We start from the raw sequence: 17,037 nt of genomic DNA, 5'->3' as shown, positions 1-17,037 counted from the left end.
CTTGCTCCTCGCGCTCAGAAGGACGCCCCCAGCAGGAACTGGAAGCGCTGAATATCGTCTTCCGGCTGGTCGTTCAGCGGCTCGGCCACGCTAAAGCTCAGCGGCCCCACCGGCGAGAACCAGGTTATCGCGAAGCCAGCGGACGCCCGCAACTCGCCGACGTCCCAGTCGCCCGGATCGTTGAACACATTACCGGCATCGACAAAGGTGCTCATCCGCACCGCGTCGTTGTCAGCCGCGAACGGCAGCGGGTAGAACAACTCCCCTGAGATCGTGGTACGGAAGCGGCCGCCATACGGGTCGTCATTGGAGTCGCGCGTCGCAGGCACATTCTCGTCCCGGAATTCGCGCAGCTCGCGCTGATCCCCGAGGCGGTTGTCCTCGTAACCACGCACCGAACGAATACCACCGGCAAACAGCCGTTCATAGAACGGCAGCTCGGAGCCGCCATAGCCATCCGCGTAGGCAATCCCACCCGAGATACTGAAGGAATAACGATCCGACAGGCGGAAGATCTCCTCGCCCGAATAGGTCAGCTTGTAGAACTCCCGATCACTGCCGGGCACGGCCAGTTCCAGACCAATGCGGTGGCGTCGCCCCTGGGTGGCGAAGGTCGTGCGATCGCGCGTGTCGTGGATATAACTCGTCTCGATCTTGTAGAAATTTGCCGAACTACCGAACTCGTCGACCTCGTCAAAGATCTCGTCCGGGCTGCCCCGCCGGCCGTCACGTTCGACCGTGTCGATATCAATGTGTTCGAATCCGGGTACGATGCGAACACGGTCGAACTCCGACAGCGGGATCCCGTAGCTCACGTCAAAGCCATAGCGGTTCGAGGAATAGCGCGAGATGTTCGCCTCTTCGGCGTCGATCTTGCGGTAGAAGACAGAGAACCCACGGCTGGCCCCGGCGGGGGTGTAGTGCGGGTTGGTCACGCTCATGCGGAAGATCTGGTTCACTCGGCTGGTACTGACCTCCGCATTAAAGCGGTTACCCGTACCCAGGAAGTTGTCCTGCTGCAACCCCGCGGTCAACAACAACCCCTGGTTCTGCGAGAAGCCCGCCCCAAGCGTCAACGCGCCGGATTGCTGCTCGGTCACCGTGATGTTCAGATCCACCTCGTCGTCAGTACCGGGGACTCGCTGCGTCTCCACGTTCACGCTCTGCACGAATGGCAGACGCTGCAGCCGCACGCGAGAACGCTCGATCAGGGCCCCGTTGTACCAGGAGCTCTCCATCTGCCGCAGCTCGCGGCGATAGACGCGCTCCTCCGTATTCTCGTTACCAGTGATCTGGATGCGCCGAACGTATACACGCGGGCCTGGGTCGATAAAGAAGGTGATATCGACCTCGCGGCTGTCCTCATCGACATCCGGCACGGGATTCACGTTGGCGAATGCATAGCCGTCCTGCATCAGGCGATTGGTGATCCGCTCGGCGGATTGCGTCACCTGGCTGCGCGAGAAGGGTTCGCCCACATCAATCTCGACCAGCTCTTCCAACTCGTCCCGCGACACCACGAAATCACCCGCCAGGTCGAATCCGGTGACGGTATAGCGCTCACCCTCATCCACGTTAATCGTGATGAACAGATCGCGGCGGTCCGGCGTCAGGGTCACCTGGGTGGAATCGATATCGAACTCGAGAAAGCCCTCGTCCAGGTAGTGCGAACGCAACTGCTCAAGGTCGCCCGACAGCTTCTCGCGGGAATAGTGGTCCCGCCGACTGAAGAAGGCCCACCAGCGGGGTACGCCCGAATCAAACCGGCGGGTCAGTTCGCGGTCGGTGAAGGTCTCGTTGCCCACCACATTGACCTGCTGGATACGCGCCACAGGGCCTTCGGCGATATCGATCTCGATATCCACGCGGTTGCGCGGCAGGTCGATAATCTCGACATCCACCTCGACGTTGTAGCGGCCGCGAGCGAAGTACTGCTGTCGCAGTTCGCTCTCGATCCGGTCGAGCATCGTGCGGTTGAACACGCGACCGCTGCGCAGGCCGGCCGCTTGAAGGGCCTCGCGCAGGCCATCGTCCGGGATGTCACGATTCCCGGAAAAATTGATCTCGTTGATCGCCGGACGCTCGGAGACAATCACCACCAGCACATTCCCGCGCCGGGCAATCTCCACGTCGTCGAAAAACCCCGTCTGGAACATCTCGCGGATGATGTCCGGGCTCTGGCTTTCGTCGAAGGTGTCGCCCACTTCAACTGGCAGATAGCTGAGCGCCGTACCCGCGGTAATCCGTTCCAGCCCCTCGATCTCGATATCTTCGATCTGGTAGGTCTGTCCCCAGGCCGTACCTGCCAGACCCAGGAGACCGACCAGGGCTATTGCTCTCAAGCTGTTTCGCGACATGCTTTCCGCCAATTCAGAAGGGCTGTTTCGGGGTTACCCGAACAGACGTGTCAAATCGTTGTAGAGGGCCAGCAACATCAACCCGGCGATCGCGAGGATGCCGAACTGCTGCCCGATGATCTGGGCGCGCTCGGACACCGGACTCCCTTTAACCGCCTCCACCGCGTAATACAGCAGGTGGCCACCATCCAGCAGCGGGATCGGCAACAGATTGATGATCCCCAGCGACACACTCACCAGCGCCAGGAACCCGAGGAAGGCCGAGATCCCGATCACCGCTGTGGTGCCCGCAAACTCGGCTATGGTAACCGGTCCGCTGATGTTTTTGACCGAGGCCTCGCCGGTGACCATGCGCCAGAGGATGCCGACCGTCAGTATCGAGACATCCCAGGTACGGGCCGCCCCGGAAACCAGCGCCTCCACGGGGCCCTGGCGCACCAGTACCGCCATCTCGCGCGCCGCGGGCTGGTCCGGATCCACCCCGGCACCGATGCGCCCGATGGTCTCGCCATTGGTGGCGATTGCCTCCGGCGTAACCCTCAGCTCGACCGTTTGGTCACCACGTTCCACCTGCACGACCTGTTCACGCTCCGGGCTCGCCTGAATGCGGCGGACCCAGTCGTTCCAGTCGTCGATCGCATCACCGTCCACGGCAAGAACACGGTCGCCAGGCTCAAGCCCGGCCGCCGCCGCGGGACTGCCCGACTCGACCTGGCCGATGCGCGGCACCAGTGCCGGGCGATAAGGCGCGAGCCCCACCTGCTCCAGGAATTGCCCCTGGCCCAGGATCGCCTGACGATCGCGCAGATCCAGCGTGCGCTCCACCTCGCGGCCATCGCGGTCGCGCACGAGAACCGGCACCGTATCACCCCGTACGGCGTGGTCAAGGAGCCGAAGGTTCGTTTGCTCCCAGTCCCGTACGGCCCGCCCGTCCACCGCAAGAATCTCTTCGCCACGCTCCAGGCCCGCGACCGCCGCCGGGCTGTCCGCGGTGATGTCGCCCACCACCGGTCGCACCCCGCCAACGCCAATCATGAACATCGCACCATAAGCGACGATCGCGAACAGGAAATTCGCGAGCGGGCCGGCGGACACGATGAACGTGCGCGCCTTCAGACCCTTGTTGTTGAAGGCCCGATCCAGTTCTTCAGGCGCGACATCACCCTCGCGCTCGTCGAGCATCTTCACGTACCCGCCAAGCGGCAGAGCCGCCACGACGAATTCCGTCCGATCCCGCCCGATCCGGCGGCTCAGCAACGGCCGCCCAAACCCGACCGAGAACCGCAGAACCTTGACTCCCATCGCGCGCGCCGCGAGGTAGTGCCCGTACTCGTGCACCGTCACCAGCACACCGATGGCCACGGCAAACGCCAGCAGACTGGTCAACAGCGTCATGACACCGCCCGGCGTTGCAGACGCCCGATCTCGCTACCGGCATGAGCGCGTGCCTCGGCATCCGCCGCCAGCACACGCTCCAGGGAATCGGCGGCCTGCGTCGGCAGAGCGTCCAGCGTCCGCTCGATAACCACCGCGATGTCGCTGAAGGCCAGGCCACCCGAGAGGAACGCCTCCACCGCGACCTCGTTCGCCGCGTTCATCACGGCGGTAGCGGTACCGCCCTGGTCCATGGCCCGATAGGCCAGCCCCAACGCCGGGAACCGTTCGGCCTCCGGCTCGCGAAACTCCAGCGGCCCCACACCCAGAAGATCCAGTGGCGCCACTCCGGACGCCACCCGGTCGGGCCAGGCCAGCGCATGCGCGATCGGCGTGCGCATATCGGGATTGCCCATCTGGGCAAGCACCGAGCCGTCGTTGTACGCCACCATCGAGTGCACGATGCTTTGCGGGTGCAGAACGACCTGGATGGCCGAGGGCTTCACCGCGAACAGCCAGCAGGCCTCGATCACCTCCAGCCCCTTGTTCATCATCGTCGCGGAATCGACCGAAATCTTGCGCCCCATGTCCCAGTTCGGGTGGGCACAGGCCTCGTCCGGCGAGATGTCGCCAAAGGTATCGAGAGGCCGGTCGCGGAACGGGCCACCCGAGGCGGTCAGCCAGATGCGCTCGACGCCATGCGGCGCCACCTCGTCCGCGCAGACGTACCCCGTCGGCAGACACTGGAAAATGGCGTTGTGTTCGCTGTCGATCGGCAACAGGCAGGCCCCGGAACGACGCACGGCATCAATCAATAGCGCCCCGGACATGACCAGTGCCTCCTTGTTGGCCAGGAGCACACGCTTGCCGGCCTCGGCCGCCGCCAGAGTCGGCAGGAGCCCGGCCGCACCGACAATGGCCGCCATCACGGCATCCACCTCCGGCGCCTCCGCCACCTCGGCCAACGCTTTCGGCCCCGCTCGCACCTCCGTGGGACAACCGGCCGCCTCCAGCTCGCGCCGAAGCTCGCTCGCGGCGTCCTCTTCGGCAACGACGGCCACGCGCGGTCGCACCTGCAGACATTGCGCCTTCAGACGTTCGACATTGCGATGCGCGGTCAGCGCATAGACGTGAAAGCGGTCCGGCTGGCGCGACACCACATCCAGCGTGCTGACGCCGATACTGCCGGTGGAACCGAGTATGGTGATCCGCGTGGGGCTCATAACGTGTTACCTGCGAATTCTCATGCCCCGGGGACGGGCAACAAGGCCAGCCAGAGCAAGCCGGCCAGAAAGATCGGGGCCGCCGCGATCAGGCTGTCGATGCGATCCAGAATACCCCCGTGACCGGGTAGCAAGGAACCGCTGTCCTTGGCTCCCGCCTGGCGCTTGAGGATGCTCTCGAACAGATCGCCCACCACCGACACCAGCGCAATCAGGATCGACAGCAGCACGAACACCAGCGCATCCATGGGCGCCAGCCCCCAGACACCGGCCACCACTACGGCCAGAGCGAACACCGCGCCCAGACCGCCGAGCAGCCCTTCGCGGGTCTTCCCCGGACTGATATGCGGAGCCAGTGCGGTACGCCCAAAGGCCTTTCCGGCGAAATAGGCACCGGTATCGGCAAAGCCCACCAGAACGATCAGGTACACCACGAGCCAGGGCGCTAGCGCATGCAGCCAGACGACGGCCATCCCCGCGGGCACCAGCGTCAACACCGCCGCGACGGTGAGCAGCTTGGGGCGCGGACCACGCCCATCGATCCCCGAGCGGTAAAACGGTAGCGCCAGCACAATCAGCAGCCACCAGACAACCGCAAACAGGAGAACCAATAAATGCATGGGCTGCGCCAGCGTCAGCCCCAGGGCCACCAGTGGCACCAGCACCAGCACGACCAGAACCGCACGTTCCCAGGCCGCGTGCAGTCCGGTCAGCTCGCCCCACTCCCAGGTGGCCAGCCCAATTCCCAATGCCATCAACGCCAGCACCGCCCAGTTGGGCCCAAACGCGATCAGTGCCAGCGCGGGCAGCCCTATTACCGCGGCGGTCATTACACGGGTTCTAAGCACCGGGGACCTCGGTCGCTGCATAGGCCCCGGCCGACACTCGCCCAAAACGCCGCTGGCGCTGGGCATACCAGGCCAGGCTGCGCTCGAAATCCTTCTCGCCAACATCCGGCCAGTAGGTCTCGATGAACAGTATTTCGGCGTAGGCCGCCTGCCACAGCAGGAAGTTGCTGATGCGTTGTTCGCCACCGGTGCGGATCAGCAGGTCCACGTCGGCCAGACCGGCCGTACTCAACTCAGCCGCAAAGGCGGACTCGGCATCACCATCGGCCTCCGAACCCCCCTTGGCCACCCACTTCCTGGCCGCCTGCAGGATGTCCCAGCGGCCGCCATACCCCAGCGCCACCACCAGGCACATCCCCTCATTGCCGGCCGTGGCCTCTTCGGCCTCGCACATGCGGGTTTGTAGCGTTGGGGGAAAAGTGGCGCGATCGCCGATGAATCTCAGGCGAATGCCGCGCTCGACCAGCTCGGGGAGCTCTCCCTCGATGGCTGTGACGAAGAGTTCAAAGAGCGCCTCGACCTCGGAACGGGGGCGCCCCCAGTTCTCACTGCTGAAGGCAAATACCGTGAGGGACTGAATGCCGTGTTCGGCGTAGAAACGCACAGCCCGGCGAGTCGCCTCCAGACCCTCGCGGTGGCCTTCGGAGCGCTCCAAGCCACGGGCCTGGGCCCAGCGTCCGTTGCCATCCATGATGATGGCAACGTGGCCGGGCAGCGCGGGGTCGGTGGCGGAGGAAACCGGCATACAGGGGTGGCCGGTCAGACTTCCATCAACTCGGCTTCCTTGTCCTCGAGCAATGCATCGATCTTGGCGATGTGGTCGTCGGTGAGCTTTTGCACCTGTTCCTGTGCCTTGCGCTCTTCGTCTTCCGAGACCTCCTTGTCCTTCACCGCCTGCTTGAAGGTATTGTTGGCATCGCGCCGGATATTGCGCACTGCAACACGCGCATTTTCGGCCTCCGCCCTAACCACCTTGACCAGGTCGCGGCGGCGTTCTTCCGTCAGCGCCGGCAGCGGCACCCGGATCACGGTGCCCATGCTCGCCGGGTTCAGCCCCAGATCCGAGGTCATGATCGCCTTCTCTACCTTCGCGACCATGTCCTTTTCGTACGGCACCACGGCCAGGGTGCGCGAGTCCTCTGCGTTGATGTTCGCGACCTGATTGATCGGCACTTCCATGCCGTAGTAGTCGACATGCACATGCTCGAGCAGACTGGGGTGCGCGCGACCCGTGCGAATCTTGGCCAGCTCGTTGCGCAGGGCCTCGATGCTCTTGTCCATGCGCTGGCGCGCGTCCTTGATCGTGGCGTCAGTCATCTCGGGATCCCTCGACCAGGGTTCCCACCGGCTCGCCCATCACCAGCCGGCGGAGGTCCCCTTTTGCAAACATGTTCATCACGCGGATTGGCAGGCCGTTGTCACGACACATCACCAGCGCGGTCGTATCCATTACACCCAGACGGCGTTCCAGCGCCTCGTCGAACGTCAGCCGTTCATAACGGCGGGCATCCTTGCTCTTCATCGGGTCCGAATCATAGACCCCGTCCACCTTTGTGGCCTTGATCATCAACTCGGCATTGATCTCGATGGCGCGCAGCGAGGCGGCGGAGTCGGTGGTAAAGAATGGGTTGCCGGTTCCCGCGGCGAACACCACGATCCGGCCCTTTTCCAGATGCCGCACAGCGCGGCGGCGAATGTAGTCTTCGCAGACCTGATTGATGCGGATGGCCGACATCACGCGGGAGAAGCGGCCTGCGCGTTCGATCGCATCCTGAATGGCCAGGGCATTGATGACCGTTGCCAGCATGCCCATGTGGTCGCCCGTAACCCGGTCCATGCCACCCTGGGCGAGACCGGCGCCACGAAAGATGTTGCCCCCTCCGATCACGATGCCGACCTCGACACCCATGCTCGAAAGCTCCGACACCTCTTCGGCGACCTGCGCCAGGACATCCGGGTCCACCCCATAGGATTGCTGGCCCATCAGGGCCTCCCCACTCAACTTCAGAAGGATGCGCCTGTACGCGGGCTGCCTGTCCTGACTCATTGGGCTCCTTTATCGGGCTCGGGTCCTGCACCTGTCATCAATGGCCGTGAATGCCGGCCGGCGAGCGATGCGGGCGCGTCCTGCGCCCGCATCGGGAGTCTACGCCAAAGCGATTCGGCGAATCAGGCCCCGCGGGCCTGGGCCATCACTTCTTCGGCGAAGTTCTCTTTTTTCTTCTCGATCCCTTCACCCACCTCGTAGCGCAGGAAACCCGTGACCGAGGCGCCCTTCGCTTCCAGCAGCTGGGCAACGGTCTGATCCGGGTCCTTCACAAACGGCTGACCCACCAGGGTGATCTCGGCGAGGTACTTGCGAATGCGGCCTTCGATCATCTTCTCGATGATGTTCTCCGGCTTGCCGGACTCCTCGGCCTGCGCCTTGAAGATCGCGCGCTCCTTGTCGAGCAGCTCCTGCGGCACGCCGGACTCGTCCACGCATACCGGCTTCGAAGCCGCGATATGCATGGCAACGTCCTTCGCGAGGGCCTCGTCGCCCCCCTTCAGGCTGACCACCACGCCAATACGCGTGCCGTGCTGGTAGAAACCCAGCGCGTCTTCGGCCTGCAGACGATCGAAGCGGCGGACCTGCACGTTCTCGCCAACCTTCGCGATCAGCTGGGTGCGTTGCTCCTCGAGGGTCTGGCCATCAACGGTCTCGGCCATCAGGCCTTCCACGTCGCCCGCGCCGGAGCTCAGGGCAATCTGGGCGCACTGCGCGGAAAAGGCACGGAAGTTGTCGTCGTTACCAACAAAGTCAGTCTCGCAGTTGATCTCGACCAGCACGGCCTTGTTGCCCTCGCTGACGATCTCGACGCGACCTTCGGCCGCCACACGACCGGCCTTCTTGTCGGCCTTGGCCATGCCGGACTTGCGCATGGCCTCCACGGCGGCTTCCAGGTCGCCCCCGGTCTCGGTCAGTGCCTTCTTGCACTCCATCATGCCGGCGCCAGTGCGCTCGCGCAGTTCTTTCACTTGGGCAGCAGTAATCTGCATCGGGAAGTACTCCTGAAAATTTCGTCAATCGAGCCGGCCACGCAACAAACCGGGGCCGGCTCTTTGGTTCAAGTGGCCCGGGCGCGGTATCGCGCACCGGGCCCGATGCCGACTCAGGCCGGGTTGGCCGGGGCCGCCTCGCTGGATTCGGCACTGCCACCAGCAGCGGCGTCTGCACCAGCGAACTCGTCCTCGGACACGCCGCCCGTGGTCACCGCGCCCTTGGCCTCGATGATCGTGTCGGCGATCGCAGCCACGTAGAGCTGGATCGCACGCATCGCGTCATCGTTGCCCGGGATCACGTAGTCCACGCCTTCCGGCGAGTGGTTGGAATCGACCACCGCCACGACCGGAATACCGCGCTTCTTGGCCTCGGCCACCGCGATCTTCTCGTAGCCGACATCGATCACGAACATCGCATCCGGCATGCGGTTCATGTCCTTGATGCCACCCAGACTGCGCTCGAGCTTGTCCTTCTCGCGGCGGCGGGTCAGCGCTTCGCGCTTGTTCAGCACCTCGAAGCTGCCATCGGCGTCCATAGTCTCCAGGTCCTTCAGGCGCTTGATCGACTGCTTGACCGTGCTGAAGTTGGTCAGCATGCCGCCCAGCCAGCGATGGGACACGAACGGCATGCCGCAACGGCGCGCCTCTTCACCCACCACTTCACGCGCCGAGCGCTTGGTGCCCACGAACATGATCTTGCCGCCGTCCGCGGCAATCTTGCCGAGGAAGTTCAACGCGTCGTTGAACATCGGCAGGGACTTCTCGAGGTTGATGATATGAATCTTGTTGCGTTCCCCGAAGATGTACGGGGCCATTTTGGGATGCCAGTAACGCGTCTGGTGGCCGAAATGCACACCGGCTTCCAGCATCTGTCGCATAGTCACGAGGGACATGAGGTTTCTCCTGTAACGGGTTGAGCCTCCACGCATCCCGATCTGAAACCCGAGCACGAGACCGTAGCCTCCTGGCGGGCACCCGACAGACCGTGTCGATGCGTGTGTGGATTTAAGTTCGCGAGACCGCCGGCTGTTGGCCGCCTCCCGGCCCCGCCGAATTGCCAGCGAGGCGCGCGCTTTATAGCATAGGACGCTGACTTGAACCAACTATCCGGGCCCTGATTGGCGCCGTGTCGCGGGCTCCCGAAACCCGTCGCGCGAGCTATCACAGGTCTCGACCGGAGCCCCCATGTCCGTAACCATCAAGACCCCCGAAGAGATCGAACACATGCGCGTCGCCGGCCGCCTGGCCGCCGAGGTCCTGGAGATGATCGAGCCGCATGTGCAGGCCGGGGTCACCACCGGCGAGCTGGACCGCATCTGCCACGACTACATCGTGAAGACCCAGGACGCGATCCCCGCGCCGCTCAACTACCGCGGCTTCCCCAAGTCGATCTGCACCTCGGTCAACCATCAGGTGTGTCACGGCATCCCGGGCGATCGCAAGCTGAAGAACGGCGACATCCTCAATATCGACATCACCGTGATCAAGAACGGCTTTCACGGCGACACCAGCCGCATGTTCGTGATCGGCAAGCCCAGCATCCAGGCCCAGCGCGTGATCGACGTCGCGCGCACCAGCATGTATCTCGGCATCCAGCAGGTACGCCCCGGCGCGACCCTCGGCGACATCGGGCACGCGATTCAGCAGTACGCCGAGGGTCAGCGCTGCTCGGTGGTGCGCGAATTCTGCGGCCACGGCATCGGGCGGGGCTTCCACGAAGACCCGCAGGTGCTCCACTACGGCAAGCCGGGTACCGGCCTCAAGCTCGAGGAAGGCATGTGCTTCACCATCGAGCCGATGATCAATGCCGGGCGCCGGCATACCCGGATCCTCGCCGACGGCTGGACCGCCGTCACCAAGGACCACAGTCCGTCCGCACAGTGGGAGCACACCCTGCTGGTCACGGCCGACGGCTACGAGATCCTGACCCTGCGCAAGGACGAGACACCGCCCCAGGAACTCGCGGCCTGAGGAGGTGCCCATGAGCACCCTGCCCGCCGGCGGCACGCCCAGCGAGGCCGACGCGCCCGCGTTCTCGCCCGACTGGGGCGAGGACTACCAGCGTCTGAGCCGCAATCCCGGGAATATCGCCCTGTTCCGCGACCGTCGGCATGCGATCCTCGAACAGCAATACCAGGGCTTTCGCGACGGCATGCCGATCGAGGACCTGATCCTCGGTCACGCCCGGCGCATCGACGAAATGCTCAAGCTGATCTGGGCCCAGCAGGGCCTGGCCGACGACGACCGCCTGTGCCTGGTCGCGGTGGGCGGCTACGGACGCGGCGAGCTGCACCCGGCCTCCGACATCGACCTCCAGATCGTGATCGATGGCACGGCGGACCGAGAGGTGTTCGACCGGATCAGCGCGTTCGTCACCTTCCTCTGGGATATCGGGATCGAGGTCGGGCACAGCGTGCGCAGCATCGAGGACTGCACCCGCGAGGCCCGCGACGACATCACGGTCGCGACGAACCTGATCGAGTCGCGCTATTTGAGTGGCAATTTAAGTCTTTTCAACGATTTTCGATCCGCGATCGACTCCGATCGCATCTGGGACTCGCGTAGCTTCTACGCGGCCAAGCTCGCGGAACAACAGGCCCGGCACCGCCGCTTCGGCGAGACCGGCTACCGCCTGGAACCCAACGTGAAGGAAGGCCCCGGCGGGCTGCGCGACATCCAGATGATCGGCTGGGTGACCAAGCGCCACTACGGCGCGGAACGTATCGAGGAGCTGGTCTCGCTGGGCTTCCTTCGCGAGGGCGAGCTTCACGAGATGCTGGAGGGCCAGAGCTTTCTCTGGCGCGTGCGCTTCGCCCTGCACATGCTCGCCGGGCGCCGCGAGGATCGGTTGCTGTTCGACCTCCAGCGCCAGCTGGCCAACACATTCGGCTTCGTGGACCAGAACCACAATCGCGCGGTCGAGCAGTTCATGCAGCGCTATTTCCGCACGATCAGCGATCTGGAGCGGCTCAACGAACTCCTGCTGCAGCACTTCAACGAGGCCATCCTCGACGACCCGGAGGCCCTGCAGGATCCAGTGCGCATCCATCAGCGCTTCCAGGTTCGCGGCGGTTATCTGGAAGTGGCACACGACCAGGTCTTCATGATCTACCCGCCGGCCCTGCTGGAGGTCTTTCGCCTGTTGCAGGAGCACCCGGAGATCCAGGGCATCCGCGCCTCGACCATCCGCCTGATCCGCGCCCACCGCCATCTGATCGACGGCCACTTCCGCCGCAACCCCGTCTGCCGCACCCTGTTCATGGACATCCTGCGCGCGCCCCGCGGCATTACCAGCCAGCTGCGCCGCATGAACCGCTACGGCGTGCTGGGCAACTACCTGCCGGCCTTCGGGCGCATCATCGGGCGCATGCAGTACGACCTGTTCCATGCCTACACGGTCGACGAGCACACCCTCAACGTCGTGCGCAACGCGCGCCGGCTGGCCCTGCCCGAATTCGCCCACGAACAGCCGCTCGCTCACCGCATCTACACCGAGCTGGAACGTCCGGAACGGCTCGTACTGGGGGCCCTGTTCCATGACATCGCCAAGGGTCGCGGCGGCGACCACTCGGAGCTGGGCGCCCACGATGCCCTGCACTTCTGCCAGCAGCACGGCCTGTCGGACGAAGACGCCGGCCTGGTGGCCTGGCTGGTGCGCTCCCACCTGCTGATGTCGCTGACCGCCCAGCGCAAGGACATCTCCGATCCCGATGTCGTGCTGGCCTTCACCCGCGAGGTGCGCACCCGCGAACGCCTCGACTTCCTGTACCTGCTGACCATCGCCGATATCCGCGGCACCAACCCGGAGCTATGGAACAGCTGGAAGGACTCGCTGCTGCAGACGCTCTATCACGCCACGCGCAACCTCCTCGAACGCGGGCTCGACGCGGCCCCGAATATGGACACACAGATCCGCGAGACCCGCGGCGAGGCCCTGCAATTGCTCCAGGGGCGCGGCTTTGGGGCCCACGACGCCGAGGCCCTGTGGGACGAACTCGACGACGAGTACTTCCTGCGCCACTCCGCCGACGAGGTCGCCTGGCACGGACAGGCCCTGCTGCCACTGAAGGCTGACGAACTGCCGCTGATTCTCGTGAGGCCCAAGACCTCGCGTGGCAGCACCGAGATCTTCGTCTATGCGGAAGACCACCCCTACCTGTTCGCCCGCATCACCAGCGCGTTGACCCAGCTGGGTCTCGACATCGTCGATGCCCGCATCATCACCACCGCGGGGGGACGTACGCTGGACACCTTCATGGTGCTGGAGAGCGGCGGCGGCCAGACTGTGGATGCCGGCTACCGCAGCGACGAGATTCGCCAGTACCTTGCCAACGAACTCACCCGCACCGATGGCGAAAAGTCCCCGGTAAGCCGCCAGTTACCACGCCGCCTGAAGCACTTCGATGTCGATACGCGAATCGAATTCGAACCCGCCTCCGGTGGGCAGGCGACACGCATGCGGCTGCGCGCGCTCGACCGCCCCGGACTCCTGTCGACCATCGGCCACATCCTGGCTGAGCACGCCATCGACGTACGCACGGCCCGAATCGCCACAGCCGGCGAGCAGGTGGAAGACAGCTTTCTGCTGGAATGCAACGCCGGCGGCCCCCTCACGGAAGACCAGCAGGACCGCCTGCGCGATGCCCTGTTGGAACGCATCTAAGGAAGCGCCGAACAATCAGCGTTTCCCTAACGGCCACCGGCGTCAAAAGTCCGCAGTGCATCGATCAGGGTGAACGCGCCTCCAACGGTTCCGGTGACGGGCGGGCCTCGGCGTTGCCCAGCAGCCGCGCCTCGAAGTCCGTCAGTACGCTGAACTCCACTCGCCGCGAGGCCTCGCGGTCCTCTTGCCCATCGGCATCCAGCACCCGCCGCGACGAGGACAAGCCGACCGCAGCCACGCGCGAGCGGAACCAGTCGTCCTCCTGCAGGGGCTCAAGCCGGTAGGCATGCTCCAGCACTGCTCGGGTGCGGCGCTGGCTCAGGTCCATGTTGCCAAAATAGGCATCGATCGCATCGTCGCTTCCGGCCCACTCGCTGGAGGTATGCCCCTCGATACGCACCTCGCGTATCACGTCCGCAAATGGGCGCAGCTGCTCGGCGTAACGCGGCATGAAATCGTCCAGGATCGCCTCGAAGCGCGGGCGGATGCTCGCGGAACTCCGCTCGAACAGGACCTCCGGCTCGCGAAAGCGCAGCGTCAGGGTGTCGCGGTCGAGTTCCGCATTCCAGCGGGGCAGATCCTCGCGAAACTCCTCCTCCAGCACCGAGTAGATTGCCGCCCGCAACGCGGCGGCCTCGTTACGCACCTCGACATGCGCCGCGCTCGAGCGTTCGACCTGGACCATATGCAAGAGCGCCAGGAACAGGAAGATCATCATCAACGCGGCCATGAGGTCCGCCACTGCCAGCCAGTGCGACCCCTGATCCGCCTCGTGCGCTGCGCCGCCGGTGCGTGCACGGCGTCGCAGCAACCAGCGCAGGATCACGACCGCGCTCCCACGGTATCCGCCGGCGTCGCAACTCCCACCGCGAACGCGTCACCCCGCCAGCGCGACTCGGCCGCGCGCCCGGACTGCACGGCGTTCTCGATGCTCTCCAGCATCGCCTCGAGCCGCGCATCCATGGCCGGGAAGGCCTCAGTGGCTCGATCACGCAGCGCGGCGATCGCACTTAGCAGGGCTTCCAGCTCCACCGTCTCCCGGCGCAGACTGGCCAGCGTCGCATCCTGCTCCTCGACATGCCGCGTAATCTTCAGCGCCTGCCCGGTCAGACGCTCCAGGGCACCCTCGCTCTGCTCGACGCCCTCGCGTGCCTGATCGAACGCCCGGTGCAGGGTATCCATCTGCTCGCGATAGCGATCCTGCCAGTCCACCAGCCGCGCCACCGAGTCATCCAGCCGACGAAAGTTCTCGCCAAACTGTTCGCCCAGGCGATCATTGAAGTCGCGAATGACCTGTTCCAGCGCGGCCACTAGATGCCCGCTGCTGAGCTCGCTCATACGATCCGCCAGCCCCTCCAGGCTCTGCTTCAGTTCGTGGTGCTGGGTCTCGAGACGCTGGTCCAGGCGACGGTCCATCTGCTGCACCGCCTGCAGCAGGGCTCGCGTCGCATCACGCTGCTCGGCCAGCACGCGCTCGGGATCACCGCTGACCTGGGGATCGCCCCCGTCATCCGTTGCCATCACCGGCGCCGGCATCATCACCTGCAGTACGCGCAATACCGACGCCAGCAGGATGCCGACGATGCTGGTCACGAACGCGAGCTTCAGCCCCTCCAGCAACGCCGGAATGCTCGCCTCTACCCGCGCCGCATCGAAGTCGATCAGGCCGATCGCCACCCCGAGGAACGTACCCAGAACCCCGAGCGTGGTCAGCAGCGCCGGCGCGGCACCCTGAAACGCGTTCGCCCGGCGAAGCGTCAGCGCCATCAGGGCCACCAGAAAGAGCGCGAACAGCAACAGCGAAAAGGCCCCGATAACGGTGAGCGGGGTCAGCCCCTGCAAAGTGGCGAGCAACGCCTCGGCTACCCGGTCGAAAATGGTCATATTGATTCCTCCGGCCGCGCCCGTCGACGCGGTCATCTGCATGCGAGACCGCTTCATGCAAATTCGACGCCAGCCCCCTCGCAACCCGCCCGATGAGACGCGCCCGGGCGGATTCAACGGATTCCCGACAGCAGCACGAACGAACGTCCGGCTGCGGCGCCGATTTATTGACGCATGGACACACCGAGTGCGGTTGACTATAGACACCTGTAAGCCCTGCCGCCGGGATCCCACCCGATGGACCAAGCCAGTGCCGGAGCGCCCCCTCCAGCCGCCATGAGTCGCCGGCCCCGCCGATGGGGGCCGGGACTGATACTGGCTCTCGCCCTACTCACCGGGCATGCGCTCGCGGACGACACCTGGGAGCTTGGGCTGCAGCCATTCGCGAGCCCTCACGACCTCTTTCAGCGATACGCACCACTACGCGACTGGTTCGCGGAGGTACGGCAAGCGCCCGTTCGTCTGGAGGCCTCACGGGACTTCCTGCATTTTCTCGAACGCCTGCAGACTGAGCGCTACGACGTGGCGATTGTCGCCCCGCATGTCGTGCCCGCGCTTGGAGAGAGCAGCCCGTACCGACCGCTCGTACGCTCACGCGACGAACTGGCCATGATCATCGTAGTACCCATGGACACCTCCCCCCGGCAACTGGCGGACCTGGAGGACACGACGCTGGCAACCCCCGCCCGTCACAGTCTGGGCACTCGGCTGGCTCGAGAGCGAGTCGGCGCGGTGTTCGACAGTGAAGATCCACCCGTCCGATTCCTCGAGTTCCCGCACCACAATGCCGCCGTGTCGGCCATGCAGCGGGGGCTTGCCGAAGCCGCCGTGCTCGTGATCGATGCCCGCGCCCTCGACCCTCCTCGCCCGCTCCGGGACGAACCCCGCACCATCGCCCTTGCCGATGGCAGCCTGGCCCGCATCCTGGCCCAGTCGGACCCCTTCCCCGGCATGACCATCGTGTTGCACGAACGCGCGCAGAGGGATGTTCTAGAATTGGAGACGCTGTTCCTGCAGCTCTCCGACACCACTCAGGGGCAACAACAGCTCAGAACCTTTGGCCACCCCCGTGGCTTTGAACCGGCGAGCCCCGAGGACTATCAGGCCTTCAAGAGTCTCATGGACGACCTATGAATGTGATCGCTCGACAGGTTGGCCACACCGATCAACTACACCCTCCCCTTGACCAGGGAACCAGGAGAAAACGATATGGATAACATGCTGGACGACACCGGGAAGCTGATCCTGCGACTGGCGCTGGGCGTCATGATCCTGCTGCACGGGATCGACAAGATCTCCGGAGGCGTGGGACATATCGAGGGGATGCTGGCCGGGGCCGGGCTACCCGGCGCGCTGGCCTATGGCGCGTATATCGGGGAGGTCCTGGCACCCGTCCTGTTGATCATTGGCCTGTATGCAAGGATTGGCGCCGTACTCATCGCGGTCAACATGCTGTTCGCCATTGGCCTGGCGCATGCCGACGAGGTCGTCCAGCTGACCCAGCACGGCGGCTGGGCCATCGAACTGCAGGCCATGTTCCTGTTCTCGGCGATCGCTCTCGCCCTTACCGGCCCGGGTCGCCTCGCGATCAACCGCTATTAGAGTCGCCAAGGCTCGTGCCGACCTTGCGGCACGAGCCCACTACG

General features: G+C 64.8%; 15 protein-coding genes. 4 read left to right on the top strand and 11 right to left on the bottom strand.

All coding sequences use genetic code 11. The features are described 5' to 3' along the window. Positions 1 to 14: 14 nt before the first annotated feature. The 9 genes from bamA to rpsB all read right to left on the bottom strand — a co-directional run bounded on the left by bamA (position 15) and on the right by rpsB (position 9,737). On the bottom strand, positions 15 to 2,357 hold the full coding sequence (gene bamA / locus F467_RS0108185; protein ID WP_018139622.1) for an outer membrane protein assembly factor BamA: 2,343 nt from the start codon (positions 2,355 to 2,357) through the stop codon (positions 15 to 17). Between the two features lie 33 nt (positions 2,358 to 2,390). Next, on the bottom strand, positions 2,391 to 3,752 hold the full coding sequence (gene rseP, locus F467_RS0108180; protein WP_018139621.1) for an RIP metalloprotease RseP: 1,362 nt from the start codon (positions 3,750 to 3,752) through the stop codon (positions 2,391 to 2,393). Then, a complete protein-coding gene (gene ispC / locus F467_RS0108175; protein ID WP_018139620.1) occupies positions 3,749 to 4,954 on the bottom strand; it encodes a 1-deoxy-D-xylulose-5-phosphate reductoisomerase in 1,206 nt (401 codons plus the stop codon). Before ispC ends, rseP begins: the two co-directional genes overlap by 4 nt. A 20-nt stretch (positions 4,955 to 4,974) precedes the next feature. Next, the gene (locus tag F467_RS0108170; protein WP_018139619.1) at positions 4,975 to 5,784 is read right to left on the bottom strand and encodes a phosphatidate cytidylyltransferase; all 810 of its coding nucleotides are present in this window, start codon (positions 5,782 to 5,784) and stop codon (positions 4,975 to 4,977) included. 10 nt (positions 5,785 to 5,794) lie between these two features. Next, positions 5,795 to 6,547 carry a polyprenyl diphosphate synthase gene (gene uppS, locus F467_RS0108165; RefSeq protein ID WP_018139618.1) on the bottom strand — a complete coding sequence of 251 codons (753 nt, stop codon included), beginning with the start codon at positions 6,545 to 6,547 and terminating at the stop codon, positions 5,795 to 5,797. 14 nt (positions 6,548 to 6,561) lie between these two features. After that, positions 6,562 to 7,119 carry a ribosome recycling factor gene (gene frr / locus F467_RS0108160; protein WP_012982883.1) on the bottom strand — a complete coding sequence of 186 codons (558 nt, stop codon included), beginning with the start codon at positions 7,117 to 7,119 and terminating at the stop codon, positions 6,562 to 6,564. Further along, entirely contained in the window at positions 7,112 to 7,849 is a 738-nt protein-coding gene (pyrH, locus tag F467_RS0108155) for a UMP kinase (RefSeq protein WP_018139617.1), read from the bottom strand. The genes frr and pyrH overlap by 8 nt, the downstream gene beginning before the upstream one ends. 122 nt (positions 7,850 to 7,971) lie before the next feature. Continuing rightward, positions 7,972 to 8,841: a translation elongation factor Ts gene (tsf, locus tag F467_RS0108150; protein WP_018139616.1), complete on the bottom strand. Its 870-nt coding sequence runs from the start codon at positions 8,839 to 8,841 to the stop codon at positions 7,972 to 7,974. 113 nt (positions 8,842 to 8,954) lie between these two features. Next, positions 8,955 to 9,737 carry a 30S ribosomal protein S2 gene (gene rpsB / locus F467_RS0108145; protein ID WP_018139615.1) on the bottom strand — a complete coding sequence of 261 codons (783 nt, stop codon included), beginning with the start codon at positions 9,735 to 9,737 and terminating at the stop codon, positions 8,955 to 8,957. 292 nt (positions 9,738 to 10,029) lie between these two features. Between rpsB and map the strand changes: the two genes are divergently transcribed. Beyond that, the gene (gene map / locus F467_RS0108140) at positions 10,030 to 10,815 is read left to right on the top strand and encodes a type I methionyl aminopeptidase (RefSeq protein WP_018139614.1); all 786 of its coding nucleotides are present in this window, start codon (positions 10,030 to 10,032) and stop codon (positions 10,813 to 10,815) included. A 10-nt stretch (positions 10,816 to 10,825) separates the two neighbouring features. Beyond that, entirely contained in the window at positions 10,826 to 13,507 is a 2,682-nt protein-coding gene (glnD, locus tag F467_RS0108135) for a [protein-PII] uridylyltransferase (protein WP_018139613.1), read from the top strand. 64 nt (positions 13,508 to 13,571) lie between these two features. On the opposite strand, the gene F467_RS0108130 is transcribed toward glnD, so the two are convergent. Together F467_RS0108130 and F467_RS0108125 are read right to left on the bottom strand one after the other, a co-directional pair. Beyond that, complete coding sequence (locus F467_RS0108130) at positions 13,572 to 14,333, bottom strand: OmpA family protein (RefSeq protein ID WP_018139612.1); 762 nt, start codon at positions 14,331 to 14,333, stop codon at positions 13,572 to 13,574. Beyond that, positions 14,330 to 15,433, bottom strand: coding sequence for a hypothetical protein (locus F467_RS0108125; RefSeq protein ID WP_018139611.1), 1,104 nt, complete (start codon positions 15,431 to 15,433; stop codon positions 14,330 to 14,332). Before F467_RS0108125 ends, F467_RS0108130 begins: the two co-directional genes overlap by 4 nt. 234 nt (positions 15,434 to 15,667) lie before the next feature. On the opposite strand from F467_RS0108125, the gene F467_RS0108120 reads away from it, so the two are divergent. After that, positions 15,668 to 16,525, top strand: a complete 858-nt coding sequence (locus F467_RS0108120) for a phosphate/phosphite/phosphonate ABC transporter substrate-binding protein (RefSeq protein WP_018139610.1) — start codon at positions 15,668 to 15,670, stop codon at positions 16,523 to 16,525. A gap of 75 nt (positions 16,526 to 16,600) precedes the next feature. After that, on the top strand, positions 16,601 to 16,993 hold the full coding sequence (locus F467_RS0108115) for a DoxX family protein (protein ID WP_018139609.1): 393 nt from the start codon (positions 16,601 to 16,603) through the stop codon (positions 16,991 to 16,993). The last annotated feature ends 44 nt before the right edge of the window (positions 16,994 to 17,037 follow it).

It is taken from the genome of Thioalkalivibrio sp. ALJ12 (genome assembly GCF_000378305.1).
In the GTDB taxonomy this organism is placed as follows: domain Bacteria; phylum Pseudomonadota; class Gammaproteobacteria; order Ectothiorhodospirales; family Ectothiorhodospiraceae; genus Thioalkalivibrio.
Note: the sequence above shows the minus strand (reverse complement) of the source record. Positions and strands in the feature narration are given on the sequence as shown.

Coding starts and splice junctions, on each gene's coding strand:
- pyrH (WP_018139617.1), bottom strand. CDS start 7,849: ATGAGTCAGGACAGGCAGCCCGCGTACAGGCGCATCCTTCTGAAGTTG.
- ispC (WP_018139620.1), bottom strand. CDS start 4,954: ATGAGCCCCACGCGGATCACCATACTCGGTTCCACCGGCAGTATCGGC.
- F467_RS0108170 (WP_018139619.1), bottom strand. CDS start 5,784: ATGACCGCCGCGGTAATAGGGCTGCCCGCGCTGGCACTGATCGCGTTT.
- map (WP_018139614.1), top strand. CDS start 10,030: ATGTCCGTAACCATCAAGACCCCCGAAGAGATCGAACACATGCGCGTC.
- F467_RS0108115 (WP_018139609.1), top strand. CDS start 16,601: ATGGATAACATGCTGGACGACACCGGGAAGCTGATCCTGCGACTGGCG.
- tsf (WP_018139616.1), bottom strand. CDS start 8,841: ATGCAGATTACTGCTGCCCAAGTGAAAGAACTGCGCGAGCGCACTGGC.
- bamA (WP_018139622.1), bottom strand. CDS start 2,357: ATGTCGCGAAACAGCTTGAGAGCAATAGCCCTGGTCGGTCTCCTGGGT.
- frr (WP_012982883.1), bottom strand. CDS start 7,119: ATGACTGACGCCACGATCAAGGACGCGCGCCAGCGCATGGACAAGAGC.
- rseP (WP_018139621.1), bottom strand. CDS start 3,752: ATGACGCTGTTGACCAGTCTGCTGGCGTTTGCCGTGGCCATCGGTGTG.
- F467_RS0108125 (WP_018139611.1), bottom strand. CDS start 15,433: ATGCAGATGACCGCGTCGACGGGCGCGGCCGGAGGAATCAATATGACC.
- rpsB (WP_018139615.1), bottom strand. CDS start 9,737: ATGTCCCTCGTGACTATGCGACAGATGCTGGAAGCCGGTGTGCATTTC.
- glnD (WP_018139613.1), top strand. CDS start 10,826: ATGAGCACCCTGCCCGCCGGCGGCACGCCCAGCGAGGCCGACGCGCCC.
- F467_RS0108120 (WP_018139610.1), top strand. CDS start 15,668: ATGAGTCGCCGGCCCCGCCGATGGGGGCCGGGACTGATACTGGCTCTC.
- uppS (WP_018139618.1), bottom strand. CDS start 6,547: ATGCCGGTTTCCTCCGCCACCGACCCCGCGCTGCCCGGCCACGTTGCC.